The 16,761-nt window shown below is 63.6% G+C and carries 19 protein-coding genes; 8 read left to right on the plus strand and 11 right to left on the minus strand.

Annotated elements, in window-relative coordinates; genetic code table 11:
- The first annotated feature begins 390 nt into the window (after positions 1–390).
- The 3 genes from AB5Y64_RS00820 to AB5Y64_RS00830 all read left to right on the plus strand — a co-directional run bounded on the left by AB5Y64_RS00820 (position 391) and on the right by AB5Y64_RS00830 (position 2,921).
- The gene (locus AB5Y64_RS00820; RefSeq protein WP_368203055.1) at positions 391–1,584 is read left to right on the plus strand and encodes an aromatic amino acid transport family protein; all 1,194 of its coding nucleotides are present in this window, start codon (positions 391–393) and stop codon (positions 1,582–1,584) included.
- A gap of 243 nt (positions 1,585–1,827) precedes the next feature.
- Entirely contained in the window at positions 1,828–2,232 is a 405-nt protein-coding gene (locus AB5Y64_RS00825; protein WP_182721605.1) for an antitoxin Xre-like helix-turn-helix domain-containing protein, read from the plus strand.
- Positions 2,232–2,921, plus strand: coding sequence for an RES family NAD+ phosphorylase (locus tag AB5Y64_RS00830; protein ID WP_042017126.1), 690 nt, complete (start codon positions 2,232–2,234; stop codon positions 2,919–2,921). Before AB5Y64_RS00825 ends, AB5Y64_RS00830 begins: the two co-directional genes overlap by 1 nt.
- Positions 2,922–3,006: 85 nt before the next feature.
- Here the strand turns inward: AB5Y64_RS00830 and AB5Y64_RS00835 are convergent, their stop codons facing one another.
- Entirely contained in the window at positions 3,007–4,407 is a 1,401-nt protein-coding gene (locus AB5Y64_RS00835) for a DEAD/DEAH box helicase (RefSeq protein ID WP_104452956.1), read from the minus strand.
- A 338-nt stretch (positions 4,408–4,745) separates the two neighbouring features.
- On the opposite strand from AB5Y64_RS00835, the gene AB5Y64_RS00840 reads away from it, so the two are divergent.
- Positions 4,746–5,522: an ABC transporter substrate-binding protein gene (locus tag AB5Y64_RS00840; RefSeq protein ID WP_171865710.1), complete on the plus strand. Its 777-nt coding sequence runs from the start codon at positions 4,746–4,748 to the stop codon at positions 5,520–5,522.
- An 87-nt stretch (positions 5,523–5,609) separates the two neighbouring features.
- On the opposite strand, the gene aroC is transcribed toward AB5Y64_RS00840, so the two are convergent.
- Both aroC and prmB read right to left on the minus strand, forming a co-directional pair.
- Complete coding sequence (gene aroC, locus AB5Y64_RS00845; RefSeq protein WP_042017130.1) at positions 5,610–6,698, minus strand: chorismate synthase; 1,089 nt, start codon at positions 6,696–6,698, stop codon at positions 5,610–5,612.
- A gap of 16 nt (positions 6,699–6,714) precedes the next feature.
- Positions 6,715–7,650, minus strand: coding sequence for a 50S ribosomal protein L3 N(5)-glutamine methyltransferase (gene prmB, locus AB5Y64_RS00850; protein WP_041211581.1), 936 nt, complete (start codon positions 7,648–7,650; stop codon positions 6,715–6,717).
- A gap of 65 nt (positions 7,651–7,715) precedes the next feature.
- On the opposite strand from prmB, the gene smrB reads away from it, so the two are divergent.
- A complete protein-coding gene (gene smrB, locus AB5Y64_RS00855; RefSeq protein ID WP_049636766.1) occupies positions 7,716–8,240 on the plus strand; it encodes an endonuclease SmrB in 525 nt (174 codons plus the stop codon).
- Between the two features lie 90 nt (positions 8,241–8,330).
- Here the strand turns inward: smrB and AB5Y64_RS00860 are convergent, their stop codons facing one another.
- From AB5Y64_RS00860 to AB5Y64_RS00890, 7 genes are all read right to left on the minus strand, one after another.
- The gene (locus AB5Y64_RS00860) at positions 8,331–8,603 is read right to left on the minus strand and encodes an SRPBCC domain-containing protein (protein ID WP_235696168.1); all 273 of its coding nucleotides are present in this window, start codon (positions 8,601–8,603) and stop codon (positions 8,331–8,333) included.
- Positions 8,548–8,850, minus strand: a complete 303-nt coding sequence (locus AB5Y64_RS00865; protein WP_308443934.1) for an SRPBCC domain-containing protein — start codon at positions 8,848–8,850, stop codon at positions 8,548–8,550. Before AB5Y64_RS00865 ends, AB5Y64_RS00860 begins: the two co-directional genes overlap by 56 nt.
- Positions 8,792–9,019 (minus strand): DUF4287 domain-containing protein, encoded by a 228-nt coding sequence (locus tag AB5Y64_RS00870; protein WP_042863908.1) that lies wholly within the window; start codon positions 9,017–9,019, stop codon positions 8,792–8,794. Before AB5Y64_RS00870 ends, AB5Y64_RS00865 begins: the two co-directional genes overlap by 59 nt.
- A 29-nt stretch (positions 9,020–9,048) precedes the next feature.
- Positions 9,049–9,447 (minus strand): GFA family protein, encoded by a 399-nt coding sequence (locus AB5Y64_RS00875; RefSeq protein WP_010674834.1) that lies wholly within the window; start codon positions 9,445–9,447, stop codon positions 9,049–9,051.
- A 207-nt stretch (positions 9,448–9,654) separates the two neighbouring features.
- Complete coding sequence (locus AB5Y64_RS00880) at positions 9,655–10,020, minus strand: VOC family protein (protein WP_221365486.1); 366 nt, start codon at positions 10,018–10,020, stop codon at positions 9,655–9,657.
- 122 nt (positions 10,021–10,142) lie between these two features.
- Complete coding sequence (locus AB5Y64_RS00885) at positions 10,143–11,588, minus strand: chitinase (RefSeq protein ID WP_368203057.1); 1,446 nt, start codon at positions 11,586–11,588, stop codon at positions 10,143–10,145.
- A gap of 188 nt (positions 11,589–11,776) precedes the next feature.
- The gene (locus AB5Y64_RS00890; protein WP_319899363.1) at positions 11,777–12,970 is read right to left on the minus strand and encodes a methyltransferase; all 1,194 of its coding nucleotides are present in this window, start codon (positions 12,968–12,970) and stop codon (positions 11,777–11,779) included.
- A 179-nt stretch (positions 12,971–13,149) separates the two neighbouring features.
- Between AB5Y64_RS00890 and AB5Y64_RS00895 the strand changes: the two genes are divergently transcribed.
- Positions 13,150–13,728, plus strand: a complete 579-nt coding sequence (locus AB5Y64_RS00895) for an alkylphosphonate utilization protein (RefSeq protein ID WP_039040739.1) — start codon at positions 13,150–13,152, stop codon at positions 13,726–13,728.
- A gap of 343 nt (positions 13,729–14,071) precedes the next feature.
- Here AB5Y64_RS00895 and AB5Y64_RS00900 read toward each other — a convergent pair whose 3' ends face one another.
- Positions 14,072–15,097 (minus strand): Wadjet anti-phage system protein JetD domain-containing protein, encoded by a 1,026-nt coding sequence (locus tag AB5Y64_RS00900; protein WP_319899362.1) that lies wholly within the window; start codon positions 15,095–15,097, stop codon positions 14,072–14,074.
- Positions 15,098–15,522: 425 nt separating this feature from the next.
- On the opposite strand from AB5Y64_RS00900, the gene AB5Y64_RS00905 reads away from it, so the two are divergent.
- Positions 15,523–16,158, plus strand: coding sequence for a LysE family translocator (locus AB5Y64_RS00905; protein WP_103243080.1), 636 nt, complete (start codon positions 15,523–15,525; stop codon positions 16,156–16,158).
- Positions 16,159–16,281: 123 nt separating this feature from the next.
- Entirely contained in the window at positions 16,282–16,485 is a 204-nt protein-coding gene (locus tag AB5Y64_RS00910; RefSeq protein WP_039040737.1) for a hypothetical protein, read from the plus strand.
- The last annotated feature ends 276 nt before the right edge of the window (positions 16,486–16,761 follow it).

Below are 16,761 nucleotides of genomic sequence, written 5' to 3' on the forward strand. Positions count from 1 at the left end.
CTTATATCGGGCCAGTCGCACCACCAGGGCCCCGTGTTACCCTCTGCAAGCCCTGTTGCCGCCAACGCGGGCGCTCTCGATGTCGACCCGCAACGCAGCCTGACGGGCAGCCTCCCCCTGAGGGGCGCGTTTTTTCGGCGCATGGCGCAATGTGTCACTTTTTATTGCCACCCTTCGGCTTGCTACAGCACAAAATCCGCTTTTAAGGGGTTGTTTCCGCCATTTCAATCCGCTAACTTGGCAACCAATTTTTACAACTGACAGGTTTCAGGTACAGATGTATCCACACCGATATTGCTAGCCTCCGGCTTTTCCCCGGAGGCGCCTCCCGACACAGCCAACTGGCTCTCTCTTGTTTGCAACAGCGCCCCTCACTTTCGGATGGATGACATGAATACCAAGACCCTGGGTTGTACCCTGTTGATTGCCGGCACCACCATAGGCGCCGGCATGCTGGCCCTGCCGCTGGCCTCCTCGTCCCTGGGCGGCCCCGCCACCCTGATGCTGATGATCGGCCTCTGGGCCCTGATGGCCTTCACCGCCATGCTGCAGGTGGAAGCCAGCCTCAGCACCGGCAAGTGGTACCTGCACCAGCTGGCGGATCACCTGCTCGGCCCCTGGGGCAAGGGCATCGCCTCCTTCTGCATCCTGATGCTGTTCTACGCCCTGGCCTCCGCCTACATCAGCGGCGGCAGCAGCCTGCTGGCCCAGGCACTGGCCGATGCCGGCCTGCCCCTCGGCCAGGAGCAGGCGGCCTGGGTCTTTACCCTGCTGTTTGGCGGCATGGTGTGCGTCGGCACCAGGCAGGTGGATTACCTCAACCGCCTGATGTTCACCGTGAAGCTGGTGATCATGGTGGCGGTGTTGGCGCTGCTGCTGCCCCGCGCCCAGGGGCAGCACCTGCTCTCCATGCCCCTCGGGGAAGGCTTGCTGCTGGCGGGCCTGCCGGTCATCTTCACCTCCTTCGGCTTCCACGGCTCCATCCCGAGCGTCATGCTCTACCTCGGGGACAACCCCAGGCAGTTGCGCCGGGTCTTCGTGTGGGGCTCCGCCTTGCCGCTCGTGCTCTACGTGCTGTGGCAGGTCGCCATCCTGGGGCTGCTGGGCCAGCAATCCCTGATCCAGACCGGCGGCGCCCTGGACAGCCTGCTGGCCAACGTCGGCGGCCTGGTGAGCTGGCCCGCCTTCAACCAGGCGATGCATCTGTTTGCGGATCTCGCACTCGCCACCTCCTTCCTCGGGGTGACCCTGGGACTGTTCGACTTCATGGCCAAGGTGACCCGTCGCAAGGACAACTGGCAGGGCCGCACCCAGACCGGCCTCATCACCTTCGTGCCGCCCCTGCTGTTCGCCCTCTACTTCCCGCAAGGCTTCATCATGGCGCTCGGTTACGCCGCCATTGCGCTGGCGGTGCTGGCGGTGCTGCTGCCGGTGGCCCTGGTGTGGCAGAGCCGCAAGCAGGCCGAAGCAGACCACTACCGCGCCCCGGGCGGCGTGCTGGCCCTGGGCCTTGCCGGCGCCATGGGTGTGCTGATCGTCGGGGTGCAGATAAGCGTCAGCATGGGATTGCTGCCCGCGCTCTGATCTCCCCGACCCAACAAACAGAAACGCCGCAAAGAGACACGCCCCGCCAACCCAGTTGGCGGGGCGCTTCATTGGCACGGTCTCACTTGGCCGACCCGCGCCCCTCCTCGCGAAATCCATCCAATAATGAACATTTGAGTGCAAGCATGTATAGATATGTACATGACTGCGCCCCTGCCCTACACTGCTTAGCAGATAACCCACGATCCCGTGCCCGTCTGGCACGCCAACCCGGGAGGCAACATGGTCGCCACCGCATCTCTTGCCCGGCAACAGCCCGCCGTCGATCCCAGCAAGGCCCTGCCCGTGGTGTTTCGCATCATGGACAAATGGCAGTGCAGCACGGATGAACAGCTCAGGCTGCTTGGCATTACCTCCCGCTCCACCCTGAACAAGTACAAGGAGGCCAGCGGCGGCATTCGGCTGAGCGCCGATCTCCAGGAGCGGATGAGCTATCTACTCAACATCCACAAGAGCCTGCGGCTGCTGTTCAGCCTGGATGAGAGCATCTATGGCTGGGTGCGCAAACCCAACAGCCACCCCTTCTTCGCCGGGCGCAGCGCCATGGAGGTCATGCAGGGTGGGCGGGTGGCCGATCTCTACGAAGTGGCTACCCGGCTGCACGCCTGGCGCGGGGAGATGGCCTGATGTCCTCCCCGCCCTTGCGCACCTTCCACAATGCCTGCGCCTATCGCATCATTCCGAGCCGCTTTCCCCCCATCTGCCTCTATGAAGACGTCGCTACCGCCGACGAGCTTGAGGCGGTCTGGGCCGTCGAGGCCCTGACCAACGACAGGCTGAGGGAAGAGGCGGGCGAGCTGATGCGGGTGCCCAGGGAAGACTGGCTGGTGGGGCTGCCCGGCGGCAGCTATGTGATGGCCGCCTTCACCCACCTCAATCCCGAGGGTGCCCGTTTCACCACGGGGGACTTTGGCGGCTACTATTGTGCCCCCTCCCTCGACACCGGCATCAAGGAGACGGTCTACCACAGGGAGCGGATCTTCGGGTACACCCGGGAGCCGGCCCAGAAGGTGCAGATGCGGGTGATCCAGGCGCAGTTCAGCGCCAGCCTCATCGACATCACGGGCCCGGCGTTTTTGCCAGGCCCCCTCTATCACGCCACCGATTACGGCCCCGCCCAGGCCTTCGCCCGGGAGCAGAAGGTCGCCGGGGCGGACGGCATCCACTACCGCTCGGTGCGCCACCCCGGTCACGACTGTCACGTGCTCTATCGCCCCCGTCTGGTCAGCCGGGTGGACCACGCCCGTCATCTGGAGTACCACTGGAGCGGCGAGGCCATCACTCATGTGCTGGAGATCCGCCTCTACGGTGAATAGCGTCTACTAGGACAAAAAAAGCCCAGCCAGATTGGCGGGGCTTTTTGTATCAACCGAACAGTGGGGAGCCTGGCTCCCTGGCCGCTTACTGGTTGTGGCTGGCGCGACGGGGACGACGGGCCTGGGCCGGTTTGGCGGCGCCGCCTTCCGGACGCTGACCGCCCTGGGGCTTGGGCTTGCCACCGTTGCCGGAGCGGTTACCGCCGCCATTGCCACCGTTGGCAGAGCGACCGGCACCCTGACGCTGGCCCTGACCTTGCGGACGCGGCGCACGGCGCTGCTCGCTCGGATCGCGCGGCTCTTTGCGAAGCGGCGCGCCGATGCCACGGGCGATGTTGTCGAGGGTCTCGCGGGAGGCTTCAAAACCGGCCACCTGCTCGCACGGAATGTTCTGCTTGGTCAGACGCTCGATGGCCTTGATGAGCTTGCCTTCATCGGCCGCGACCAGGGAGATGGCGTGACCGGCGGCGCCGGCACGACCGGTACGGCCGATACGGTGCACGTAATCTTCCGCCACGTTCGGCAGCTCGAAGTTGACCACCTGTGGCAGTTTGTCGATGTCCAGACCACGGGCGGCGATGTCGGTCGCCACCAGCACCTTGACGCTGCCATCCTTGAAACCGGCCAGGGCACGGGTACGGGCACCCTGGCTCTTGTTGCCGTGGATGGCGGCGGCGCTGACGCCGTTCTTGTCCAGGGTCTCGGCAACGCGGTTGGCCATGTGCTTGGTGCGGGTGAACACCAGCACCTGCTGCCAGTCGTTGCTGGTGACCAGATGGCTCAGCAGGGCAATCTTGTTGGCCTTGTCACAGGGGTGTACCAGCTGCTCGATGCGCTCGGCGGTGCTGTTGCGCGGGGTCACTTCGATCACCGCCGGGTTGTCCAGCAGACCGGTGGCCAGCTCGCGAATTTCGTCGGCGAAGGTGGCGGAGAACAGCAGGTTCTGGCGCTTCTTCGGCAGCAGGGCCAGGATGCGGCGGATGTCGCGGATAAAACCCATGTCGAGCATGCGATCCGCTTCGTCCAGTACCAGGATCTCCACTTCGTCGAACTTGACGGCGTTCTGGTTGTAGAGATCCATCAGGCGGCCCGGGCAGGCCACCAGCACGTCCAGACCACGGCGGGTCGCCATCATCTGCGGGTTGATGCTCACGCCGCCAAATACCACGTGGCTGCGGATCGGCAGGTGTTTGCCGTAGTTGCGCACGCTCTCGCCCACCTGGGCGGCCAGCTCGCGGGTCGGGGTCAGCACCAGGGCACGGATGCGATTCGGGGAGACCTTGCGCTTGCTTTCAATCAGACGCTGCAGCATCGGCAGGGTGAAACCTGCGGTCTTGCCGGTCCCGGTCTGGGCGGCGGCCATCAGATCACGGCCAGCCAGTACCGCCGGGATCGCTTGTTGCTGAATGGGAGACGGGGTGTCGTAGCCTTGCTCGGCAACGGCACGCAACAAGGGTTCGGCCAGACCGAGGGAAGTAAAACTCATAGTTACCTGCTAGGGATAGGGGCGCCAAAGATCGTGGTGGGGCTCCTCTGCTGAGCCGATGCCATCTCACAGGATCCGGGCCTATAGAGAAAACAACGATTTCCCCGGGGAGCAGAGCAAAGGGGAAAGAATAGAGGCGCAGTCTAACGGAGTTGGCGCACTTAGACGAGGAAAATGTGATGCGCCTCCCAGCACGGCTGGAAATAGGGACGAAGGCAGGACAAAATGGCCCGAATCGCCGTATGTATCAATGCCCCTGCGCAGCCTGCCGGGGACGGCGCGATACACGGAACAGGAGGTTTTGATTGAAACGGAAGTTCACCCCCACCGCCCGGCGCATGCTGGGCCTCGTCCTGCCCCTGCTCTTCGCCCAGCCCCTCGCCGCCAGGGAGACCCTGTCGGTGGCCTGGAGCCACTGGCCCCCTTTCAGTCAAATCGCTGCCGACGGCACCCTCGGCGGACTGGACGTGACCCTGACCCGCCAGATCCTGGGCAAGGCAGGCGTGGAGCCCGCCTTTCGCAACCTCCCCTGGGCCCGGGCCCTCTACCTCATGGAGCGCCAGCAGCTGGACGTGGCCATGGGCGCCCTGAAAACCCCCGAGCGGGAGCGGTTCGCCCGCTTCTCCGCCCCCTATCGGCGCGCCAGCTTCGTGCTGCTGAGCCAGCGCCCGCAGGCCGGGGAGCCCGACGGCTGGCAAGGGCTCACAGAGCTGGCAACCCTCTGCCAGGCCAAGGGGCTTCGACTTGGCAAGCTGCGGGGTACCCGCCCCCTGCCGATGAACGAGGAGTGCCCTGCCCTCGGGCAGGCGAGTGAATACAACAGCGATGACAGGCTGCTCACCCTCTTGCTGGCGCGCCGCCTCGACGGCGTCATCATGGAGTGGCAATACGCCCGCTACCAGCTCGGGGCGAGCAATGCCATCCAGTGTCAGGTGCTCTTGCACCAGCAGCCGGTGCGCCTGATGTTTGCCAAAAAGGCCGTGAACGATGAGGCGCTCGCCCGCATCGATGCCGCCATCGCCACCCTGCCCTCACCGGATCCCGCCTTTGCGCCGCCCCGCTGCCGCCTGGACGCAACCCGGCACCCATCGCTCTCGACGCCATCGGCCCCCTGACGCCGACGCCGGCAAAAAACCATGAAAAAGGCGACCCTGGGGTCGCCTTGTGGTATCTGGTGATCACTCACCTGGCCCGCAGCGTGATCAGCGCAGCTGCGGGGTCTGGGTGTGCACGCCCTGGTTCTGGGCGCGGTGGCGCAGCAGGTGATCCATCAGCACCAGGGCCAGCATGGCCTCGGCGATGGGCACGGCACGGATGCCGACGCAGGGGTCGTGACGCCCCTTGGTGATCATCTCGGTGGCCTCACCGCTGGTGGTGATGGTCTTGCCCGGCACCGTGATGCTGGAGGTAGGCTTGAGGGCCATGCTCACCACGATCTCCTGACCCGACGAAATGCCCCCCAGGATGCCCCCCGCATGATTGCTGGCAAAGCCGGTCGGAGTCATCTCGTCCCGGTGCTCCGAGCCTTTTTGCTCCACCACCGCGAAGCCGTCACCGATCTCCACCCCTTTCACCGCGTTGATGCCCATCATGGCGTGGGCGATGTCGGCGTCGAGGCGGTCGAACACCGGCTCCCCCAGGCCCACCGGCACGTTGCGCGCCACGACGCACACCTTGGCCCCCACGCTGTTTCCCTCTTTCTTGAGGGCACGCATGTATTCATCCAGCGCCTCCAGCTTGCCCGCATCGGGGAAGAAGAAGGGGTTCTGCTCGATCTGGCTCTCGTCGAACCCTTCCGCCTTGATGGGGCCGAGCTGGGAGAGAAAACCCACGATCTCGATGCCGTGCACCTGTTTCAGGTACTTCTTGGCGATGGCGCCCGCCGCGACCCGCATGGCGGTCTCGCGGGCCGAGGAGCGGCCGCCGCCACGGTAGTCACGCTGGCCGTACTTCTGGTGATAGGTGTAGTCGGCGTGGCCGGGTCGGAACAGATCCTTGATCTCGGAGTAGTCCTTGGAGCGCTGATCGGTGTTCTCGATGAGCAGCCCGATGGAGGTGCCCGTGGTCTTGCCCTCGAACACCCCGGAGAGGATCTTCACCTCGTCCGCCTCGCGGCGCTGAGTGGTGTAGCGGGACGTACCGGGCTTGCGCCTGTCCAGATCCCCCTGCAAATCGTCTTCGCTTATCTCCAGCCCCGGCGGGCAGCCGTCGACCACGGCGCCCAGCGCCAGACCGTGGCTCTCGCCGAAAGTGGTGACCCGAAAGAGTTGGCCGAAACTGTTCCCTGCCATGAATGCTCCTTGCTGCTTAGTTCTTGTAAATGGCGAAATGGGCCTGGTACTGCTCGAGCTCTGCGCGGGTCATCACAAAGACGCCGTGGCCGCCGTTTTCGAACTCGACCCAGGTGAAGGGCACCTCGGGGAACTGGGCTTCCAGGTGGATCATGCTGTTGCCCACCTCGACCACCAGCACGCCATCCTCTTTCAGGAAGTCGGCGGCATTGGCCAGCAGACGTTTGGTGAGCTTGAGGCCGTCGGAGCCCGACGCCAGGGCCAGCTCCGGCTCGTGGCGAAACTCCTCCGGCAGATCCGACATGTCCTCGGAGTCCACGTAGGGCGGGTTGGAGACGATGAGATCGTACTTGTCACCGGCCGGCAGATCCCGGAACAGATCGGAGCGAATGGGGATAACCTGCTGCTCCAGCCCGTGATCGTTGATGTTGCGCTCGGCCACGTTGAGGGCATCGACGCTGATGTCGATGGCATCCACTTCCGCATGGGGGAACTCGTGGGCCATGATGATGGCGATGCAGCCGGAGCCGGTGCACAGGTCCATGATCCGGGTCGGTTCGTCTTTCAGGAAGGGGGCGAAGCGGTTGGCCACCATCTCGGCGATGGGGGAGCGCGGAATGAGCACCCGTTCGTCCACGTAGAATTCCCAGCCCGCATACCAGGCCTTGTTGGTCAGGTAAGGCGCCGGAATGCGCTCCTGCACGCGGCGGATGATGAGCTCGGCGATGCGGTGGCGCTCGCTGGTGGTCAGGCGGGAGTGGCGCATGCCCGGATCCACGTCCGGCGGCAGATGTAACGCGGGCAGCACCAGTTGCACGGCCTCATCCCAGGCGTTGTCGGTACCATGTCCGTAGAAGATCCCGGCGTCGTTGAAACGACTCATGGCCCAGCGCAACATGTCCTGGATGGTGTGCATTTCGGCAACCACCTCATCGATAAATATCTTGTCCAAATCCACCTCCAAGTCGAGTAATATCCGGCCCGAGAATTTTATACAGCGAGCAAGACGAGTACCTGATGAAAAATACGCCCTCACTCACAGACGAGGAAAGCCTGTTGTTTCGTGATGCTGTCAAAGGTACCCGGAAAATTAAGCAAGATACCATAAGGGCCTCCTCAAGCCCGGTCAAGCAGAAACGCGAAGTGCGCGAGAGCCGCGAAAAGCTTGGGGTTGACCACTTTTTCAGCGACGAGTACCAGCCCCATCTCGAGGCGGACGGGCCGACCCGTTACGTGCGCGACGACGTGTCAAAATTCGAGCTGAAAAAGCTCAAGCGCGGCAGCTACCCGCCGGAGATTTATCTGGATCTGCACGGCATGAACCAGCACCAGGCCAAGCAGGAGCTGGCGGCCCTGCTCACCCTGTGCCGAAAAGAGAACATCCACGTCGCTTCGGTGATGCACGGCATCGGCAAGCACATCCTCAAGCAGCGCATCCCGAGCTGGCTGGCCCAGCACCCCGCTGTGCGCGCCTTTCACCAGGCGCCGCGGGAGTGGGGGGGCGAGAGCGCCATCCTGGTGCTGCTGGACATCGAGGAGTGACCCCCTTCCCCGCCCCGCCTTGCCCCGGGCGAACGCCATAAAAAAACCACCGCCAGCTTGCGGTGGTTTTTTTATGGCGCCCCACAGGGGTCAGCTGGCGGCTTCCATATGTCGCTTGAAGTTATCCAGGATGCTCTGCCACCCCGCCCGCTGCTGTTCGCCGCTGTGCAGGGACTCGGCATCGAACCGCTCCTCCACCTGGGTGCCCCCCTGCTCTGCCACGAACCGCACGCTCACCTCGCGGCCATCGTCCATGACGTAGCCGAGCCCCGTCGGCGCTGTGACCTCGGTGAAGGTCCCCTCGAAATCAAACCCCGTGCTGCCATCCCGCGCCGCCATGTGGTGGCAAAAACGCCCACCCACCCACCCGCAGGTCCACCCGGCTTTGGGGGCAGTGCCACTGCGGGGAGGCGGCGTTCCATGCCATGATGCTGGCGGGGGTGTTCCAGCCCTGCCACACATCGGCAATCGGCCTGGCAACCCAGACGCTGACGCTTATCTTCATCTCTCTGATCCTCTGGCTTTCCTGCACGTTTTGCACTGTGGCACTGTCATGCCACGCCGGGCGCATCGGGCTGCGCCAAAAAGTGGGCCACCAGGGCATTGGCATGGCCGTGGCCCATGGCGTGTTCGTCCTTGAGCCAGGCCACCAGGGCCATGTGTTTGCGCTCCTCCCGCCCTGCCAGCAGGGTCAGCCAGTGGACGATGGGCTGGCCGTATTTCTGCTCGATGGCGGGAAAATAGGAGGCAGGCCCCTTCACCTTCGGTTGTTCATCCATGATGGCTTCTCCTCGGGGTGAGTACAGGCTCAGGGTTTGGGGGCGAACTGCTCGAACACCTGCTGTCCGGTCAGGGTCGGGGTGTCGTTCTTGAGGGCATAGAAGTCGGGCTTCTCGTCGATGAAGATCTGCCCGGTGAGCTCGAACCCCTGATCCTGAAACAGGCCGGCTGAGAGGATGTACTCGTCCGTCGGCAACAGATGGTAGAAAAGATGGGTGCCGCAGGTGGGGCAGAATCCGCGCTCCGCCCACTCCGACGAGCGGTAGGCCACCGGGGTCATCCCGGTGAACCGCACGCCCTTGCCCCCGTGCACCGCGAACATGGGCCCCCCTGACCAGCGCCGGCACATGGCGCAGTGACACAGGTTGACCTCCTTGTGATCGCCGCTCGACACGGTGATCCCGCCACACAGACAATGCCCTTCCATGATGCCTCCTGAGAGTTGGGGCGACAGACCGGGCGAACGGGTGCTCGCCTCCTTGCCGCACCAGATGAAGTAGCACGGGATCCGGGGGGCGGCAACTGACCATTCCGGGGCCTCACCGCGGGTCTGAGACTCCCGGAGCGGGAAAATCCCCCTCTTTATTCATCGCGTGAATGACTCAACACACCCCATGCACCGGATAAATAATGGTCAGGTTCCCTCCTGCAAGGCGATGCGGTTCCCCTCGCAATCCCGACACTCCGCCACCCGGAGGCTCTCCCCGACCCGGGTGACGGGATAGAGACAGGCCCCGCCCGATGCCAGCGCCCGGGCCATGGCCCCCTCGATGTCAGGCACCCGCAGATAGATCCGGGTGCCATCCAGACTCGGCACATAGCTCTCCCCCTTCGCCAGGGCGCCGGAGCAGCCCGCCGTGCCACTTTCCAGGGGAAAGAGCGCCATCTCGTTGCCATCGATCTGCACCCGCTCCAGCACCGTCTCGAAGACCCCCTCATAGAAGCGAATGGCTCTCTCCAAATCCTGTACCGGAATTTCAAAATGAATGGCGATGTTCATGGTCATCCTCCCTCGGTGTGAATCCGCACTCTATCAGTGCCAAAAGAGGCGCAGCAAGCCAGCGCGGCGATCAACAAGGGAGGCGCGCGGCCTCCCCGGGGTGCTTGCGCTTGTACTGACTCTCAGGTCACCGGAGCCCAGGGATCCCCCTTGCCCGGCTCGTTGCCCTGGGTCCACCACTTGGCCTGATACACCACGCCCTTGTGGCTCACCTTGTTGCCGGCGGTGTAGACCTTGCCCGCGTCCCAGGCGGGCACCCCGCCTGCCGGCGGCTCGCTCGGGTCGACGGGGGCCGGATCCAGCGTGGCCACCACCCGTACCTTGGGCCAGCTGGCGTGGGAGCCGTAGAAGTTGGTCACGCACTTCTCGTAATCCCCCGGCACCAGGGCCGAATAGGCGGTCTGGTACCCCACCAGATCGCACTCGAAGGAGTAGCCGCCGGGTCTGTCCGGGTAGTATTTCCAGTTGCCGTCCCAGTTGGTGTAGAGCACGTCGGTGGCGCCGTTGAGGTTGAGGCTGCCATAGGGGGTCTGCTGCCAGCAGGTGTTCTTCTCGTCCGCCAGCAGCGGGATCCCGTAGTGGGCCGCAAGCCCCTCCCAGTAGCGGATACGGTTGACCGGCTGGCCCTTGTTCTTGTTCTGCTCGCCGCACTCGATGCCACCGTTGATGATGTTGATGGTGGTGCCAAAGCCGTAGCCGATGCCCGCCGCCAGCTCACGCTGGGAGGGCACCCAGGTCCGGTCGATGACGTGCAGCATGGCGGGTTTGGGAGCCTGGGGCGTCAGGAAGAACCAGATGGCGGAGGCGAGGTTGAGCCAGGAGTCCGCCACCAGCCCGGGGTTGTTGAGGAGCACAGAGGCGTCGCCGTCGAACATGGCCTCGGAGAAGGCGCCGTAGTTGAAGTGGTAGGAGAGCTGCTTGGCGCCGCGACCGAAATAGCCCTGACCGGTGCTGCAGGGCCAGCGCCGGTTCTGCCAGTCACTCTGGCCACACCCCGTGGTGTAGCCGGTCTGCCCCTCAGACCAGCCCATCTCCCGCACGTGCACCAGGGCCTGTTGCCACTCCTCCAGCCCAAGGGGGTTGTCGGAGACATTCTCCTTGGCAATGTGGCCACCGGTCTCTTGGGCAAAGTGGGCGAAGGCGGTGATGATGGACTTCTTGCAGATGGCGTCCGCATTGCGCCCGTCCGTGTAGTCGCCGCAGAAGGCGGGGAACTTGCCCACCGCCCGCAGGAAGCGCTCGTAGGTGTACTCCGGGGCGGCCATCTGGGTCAGGAACTCCCAGTCCGATTCGGTGAAGACCCGCTCGACCCGCTTGACGTTGTCCGGGTTGCCGGGGGCGCGGGCCACGATGGCCTCCACCACCGTATTGGGCCGGGTGGCCAGGGCGTGAGACCAGATCCCGTACATGGGGTTGGCGGTCTTGGCCTGGGCTGCACTGGCAAGATCCGCCGCCGCCATCACATAGCCCCCGCTGTTCTGGGGATCGGGCTGGATTGTCATGGCGCTCTGGCCGGGCAGTGCCCAGACGAGGGCAACCAGGCAGGCGGTACGCGTGAGCATGAACATGGGTAACCATCCTTGTCTTGAAAATGTCAGGGCGAGCATAGGCATCCTGACAACTAAATTCACGACAAGAATTAAGAATTTGGCGAAATTGTGAGCCATGCCTCCCTGCACTCAGATGGCGCTCGTTTGCAGGGGGATCCAGCCCCAGGTCTTGCGGCTGCAGCCATCCGACCTGTCCAGACTCTTGCTCAGATCCCCCCTGCGCGCACCGCCCGGATCAGCAGATTGCGCGGGGTCATGGGTTTGGGGCAGAAGGTGCCCACCTCCACCCGGTAGCCCTGCTCCTCGAGGAAAAGGGCGCGATCGAGCAGCAGCCAGATTTCCAGGGGACGGCGAAACAGGTGGCGCACCAGCTCCATGCGGGCGGCATCGCCAAAACGCCGCTCCCCCTGTGCCAGCAAGGCGGCATAGTCAAGCCCCGCGGGCAAGCCCATCCCCTTGCGTTCGGCGGCCCAGTGGCAGAAATCCTCGAAGCCCCCGGTCAGCAGGCTCTTTTGCAGGTTGGGCACCGGCAGGTACTCATCCACCCCGCGCACCTGGCGCTGCAGGCAGTCAAAGGCGAGGCGCCACACCACCTCCCGCTCCCGCAACCGGGCGATGCGGGCGCCGCCGGTCACCGTCTCCTGCAGCGGCAGCTTCAGGTCGCTCTTGCCAAGGCGCAGGGCACTGGCCCTGGCGGCCCGGGAGAGGGGCGCATAGTGCTCTCCCCTGATGAGGTGATAGCAACACGGGGAGAGGGTCACCCCCTGGGCACGCCCCTCGGCCACCCGCGTCAACAGATGGGTGTGCAGATCGCCGCAGGCATGGAGCGCCATGGCGTGATGGTGCGGGGCGATGAGGGCCCCGGACTCGGCGGCAAAGGCATCCGCCTCCACGAACCGCATGTTGGCGCCGTCGCGCGCGGCGAGCCGCCGCCCCTCCTCGCAGAGCGCCCCCTGCCACTCCAGGCTAAGGATCTCCGCGCCACGGTGCAGCGACACCAGGCGCCCCAGATGCCCCTTGCCGGCGCACCACTCCAGATAGGGACCTTGGTGGGGGGGCAGGCAGCCGGTGAAGGCCTCTATCTGCCCCTGCTTGCGTCCCGGCATGTACATCGCCATGGTCCTGGCGCACTGGACGGGCTCGGGGGCGAAAGGGGCAAGCTCGCCGAGGGCCTGCAACTCGGCCCCCGCCGGGATCCAGGGGGCAAGCAGGGTGCAGAGCGCATCCATATCCCCGTCGAGGTGCGCTATCTCGTCAAGGGTCAGGGCTGCCAGGCACTTCGCAAGGGCTGGCTCCTCGCGGGCAAAGGCGATCCCCAAATGGTGATAGGGCTGGTATTGCCACCAGCGTCGCTCGGCGGTGAGCAAGCAGTCCAGTTGTCGAAAACGGTGGGCCAGCACGGTGAACCTGTCCTTTGGCGCAAAAAGGGAGGCTCATTCTAGCGATCTGCCGTCAAAAAGCACTCGCCTGTGCGCCGCTGGTAGCCTGACAAAAAGCAGGGATTTGTGCTATATTCCGCCCCCTCATTCGCGCAGCCCGCCACGGCGAGCCGCTTTACCCCTATAAACGGAACCCAATCATGACCATCAATGCCATCCTGCAAGCCCGTGCAAATGCCAAATGCGAGCTGTGTGGCGCAGAACATGCGCTGACTGCCTTCCCGGTGCCGCACTCCCCCGCCAGCGACGACGACCACAGCGTGGCCCTCTGCGCCACCTGCCGCGGCCAGCTGGAGCAGCCGGACACCACGGAGGTGAACCACTGGCGCTGCCTGGGTGACAGCATGTGGAGCCAGGTGCCGGCGGTGCAGGTGATGGCCTGGCGCCAGTTGAAGGCCCTCGTCGCCCGGGGCGAGCTCTGGGCCCAGGACATGCTGGACATGATGTACATGGAAGACGAGGTCAAGGCCTGGGCAGACGCCGGCGTGACCAGCGACGATGACGACAGCGTGCCGACCGTCGACTCCAATGGCGCCGTGCTGGTGGAAGGGGACTCCGTCACCCTGATCAAGGATCTGGACGTCAAGGGCGCGGGCTTCACCGCCAAGCGCGGCACCCTGGTCAAGGGCATTCGCCTGACCAACAACCCGCTGCACATCGAGGGCAAGGTCAACGGCATGCAGATCGTGCTGGTGGCCGCCTACCTGAAGAAGGCCTGATTCCGACCCCTTCAAGCCAGAAGCGCCCCCAGGGGCGCTTTTTTGTTGCCTCTGTTTCCCACCGTTCGGGTGGCACCCGCGGGAAACTGGACTATCCTGCAAACCAGTTCCGCGGTATGCCCCTCCCCTGACTGTCAGTGCGCCAATGGAGAGGGCCTTCCCGGCACGCATGGAAAGACCCCGGGCACCCTGATCCCCATGGCGCCCACGAGACCAAGGAGCCGCCCCATGGCCAGCAAGAAAGAGATCAAGAAGAAGATCGCCGCCCGCCAGGCGAAAATCGCCAAGCACGAAGGCAAGATCAAGAAGCTGAAAAAAGCCCTGAAATAGGGGCTGACAACCATTAAAACCGCCTGATGGCGGTTTTTTCATTACTGCGTTGGCCGCAAGGCGCGTCGAGTGGCCATGACTGCCAATCTCCGGCTAGCACCAATACTTCCTGTTCCAACCACAATCCCTTTTCGATCAGATATATAAGGACCTCTTCCAGTTGCTTGCCATGCTCACTCACCACGGGGACCTCCTCCCATGGGATCTTGCCTCTGCTGATCGGTTGCCCCTCCAGACGGCGGATCAGAGTGCGGGCATAGTGATGAACATAGGCCATCAAGGTGTCGGGTAGCCAAAGAGCCAACGGACGACGAAGGGCATGGGCCAGCTCGTTAGCGATATCCAATCCGCGCTGATCCAGATCGCCAAAATGGGCCCAGGGTACGGCAGCCGGCAACAGCGGGAATACCTGACGTGCCAACTTGGTATTGCGGCCAGGCACATAGAGCAACAACTCCCCCACTTGCAGCGGGTAATCCACGAAAGCTCCCTTGTTCTCCACCGTGACCAGTTGCCGCCCCTGCCACTCAATGCCATGTAACTTACTCAAGCAGCGCTCCGGTAAGACCAGCTCTCCCAATAGTGCCAGTTGCGCCCTCATGTCGTGGCGCAGTCCGTCCTGGTCGATGAGTGACAGCGGGCTCAGCGTGCGAAGTCGAATCACTTCATCCTGTGTCAGCGTGATGTCGATAGCATCATTATCTGGATCTATCCCGCTCTTGCTGTCCCCATACCAGAGGGCATGAAAACTGGCCTGGTTTAGATGTGCGGGCAGGTCCACCCCGAGAGCCCGTATCGTGTCACGCCTGTCCGGCATCACTGGTGCAACCTGTGCCAGCTGTGCTGCGAGATAATTCCTTCCAGCATCGGTCAACACATGACGAGCCCCTCGTCCCACTGGCTTGACTCCACCCACAGCCTGCAGGAGATCTCTCAACTCGCGGCCATGCTTGCTATCGAGTGAATATCCCTGGTTATTAGTGTCTGCCAGCAAGCGGGCACAGAGATCCTGCACACGACGCTCATCAAAAAGTGACATCCTCCCCCCCCTCTTTCATTGCGGTTCCATATGGCCAAGTAGAGGGGATCTTTCTGTCCACAACCGTGACCTGTCTCGCACCAAAGGAAGATCGCTCTTTCAAACCGTCACCCGTCCACAAGCTCGTGGCAGGATGGTCAGCGGTTACGATTGGCAATCCATCGACATCGGTGAAATCAGTATGCTGCGACGCCATTAGTTGACCGGCGAGAAAAAAGACAGCTTATCTGCGATGTGAAGGCATCATCAAAAACTGCCTTCATGCGGTTTTTTTATACATATCCTTGCCTATTGCATTTCCAGCCGCAGACCATGCTGCACCTGATTGCTCTCGCCTGGATCCTCTTCGGGGCCGGGAGAGACGCCGCTGGACGACTCGTCAAAGAGGCTGGCATCATGCCAGCTTTGACGCCAAGGATGTGCTCATGAACCCCAATACCTGGATGCTGTTTGCGCTAGCCTATCTGCTGGCGACCCTGACTCCTGGCCCCAATGTGCTGCTGGTGGTCAAGAACGGTCTGCAACACGGCTGGCGCGCCGCCCTTGTCAGCATCCTCGGCAACCTGGGGTGCCAGGCCATCCTCATCGGTCTGGTCGCCATGGGGGTGGGGGCCCTGCTGCAAACCCTGCCTCCCCTCTTTGTCGCCCTCAAGCTGGCGGGGGGTGGCTACCTGGTGTATCTGGGCTACAAGGCGCTGCGCGCGGCCAATACCAATGCCCAAGGGCTCTCTCCCTCCACCGCTCGGGGACGCACCAGAACCACCCTCTCCTTGTTGCGAGAAGCCTTTCTGGTCTCCGCCAGCAACCCCAAGACCATCGTCTTCCTCTGCGCCCTGCTGCCCCAGTTCCTCGATCACCAGAGTCCGCTGACGCTGCAGTTCATCACCATGTACCTGACCATCTGCGCCATCGTCAGCCTGGTGCATCTGTGCTATGTCGCCCTGGCCAGGCGCGCCGGTCGCTATTTCAAGCCAGGTCGCAGCGAGCGCCTCGTTGGCCGCATCACCGGCGGGCTCTTCATCACCCTGGGCGGCGCCATCCTGCTCAGTGGTCGTCCCTGATCCCTGTGCCTCACCGCGGCTGACATTATCTGCACCATCGGCGCCGCTTGGGCGCCGCGGATCCCGGCCACCGGGGCTAGAGTTGTAGGCGTGTCTGTATATGAGCCTGCGGTGGAGCGCCATATGTATTCCTACACCCTCACCTTCCGGGAGGAGGCCGACAAGCTGACGGCCCCCGAACACGAGATCCGCTTGCAAAGCCCGGCACAGGCCGGTGATTTCATCATTCTCTCCGATGGCAGTCGCCATCAGGTGATGTTCGTCACCCACCGCGCCCACTACAGCAGCCTCTACCTCGACAAGGGGGTCCGCATCCCCCAGAGCTGACGCAGACATCGTCTTTCGCTCCCTCCTGCTATGGTGAGAGAGGGCTGCAGCTCGCCAACGCAAACCCCTTGCCGCCCAGGGAGCGGCAAGCCCGAATGACCCATTGCCAGAGGTATTGATCATGTTCAGACAGACCGCGCTCATCCTGACCCTCACCCTGTTGGGCAGCGCCCAGGTTCACGCCATCTTAAATGCGAAAGGGGACTCCCTCCGACGTAGGTGGGAGGGGAATTTCGCCGGGGCGTCAGCCCCGCTGGTTTTGAATGTATTGCTTGA

Source organism: Aeromonas sp. R5-1 (genome assembly GCF_040908265.1).
Lineage (GTDB): Bacteria > Pseudomonadota > Gammaproteobacteria > Enterobacterales > Aeromonadaceae > Aeromonas > Aeromonas caviae.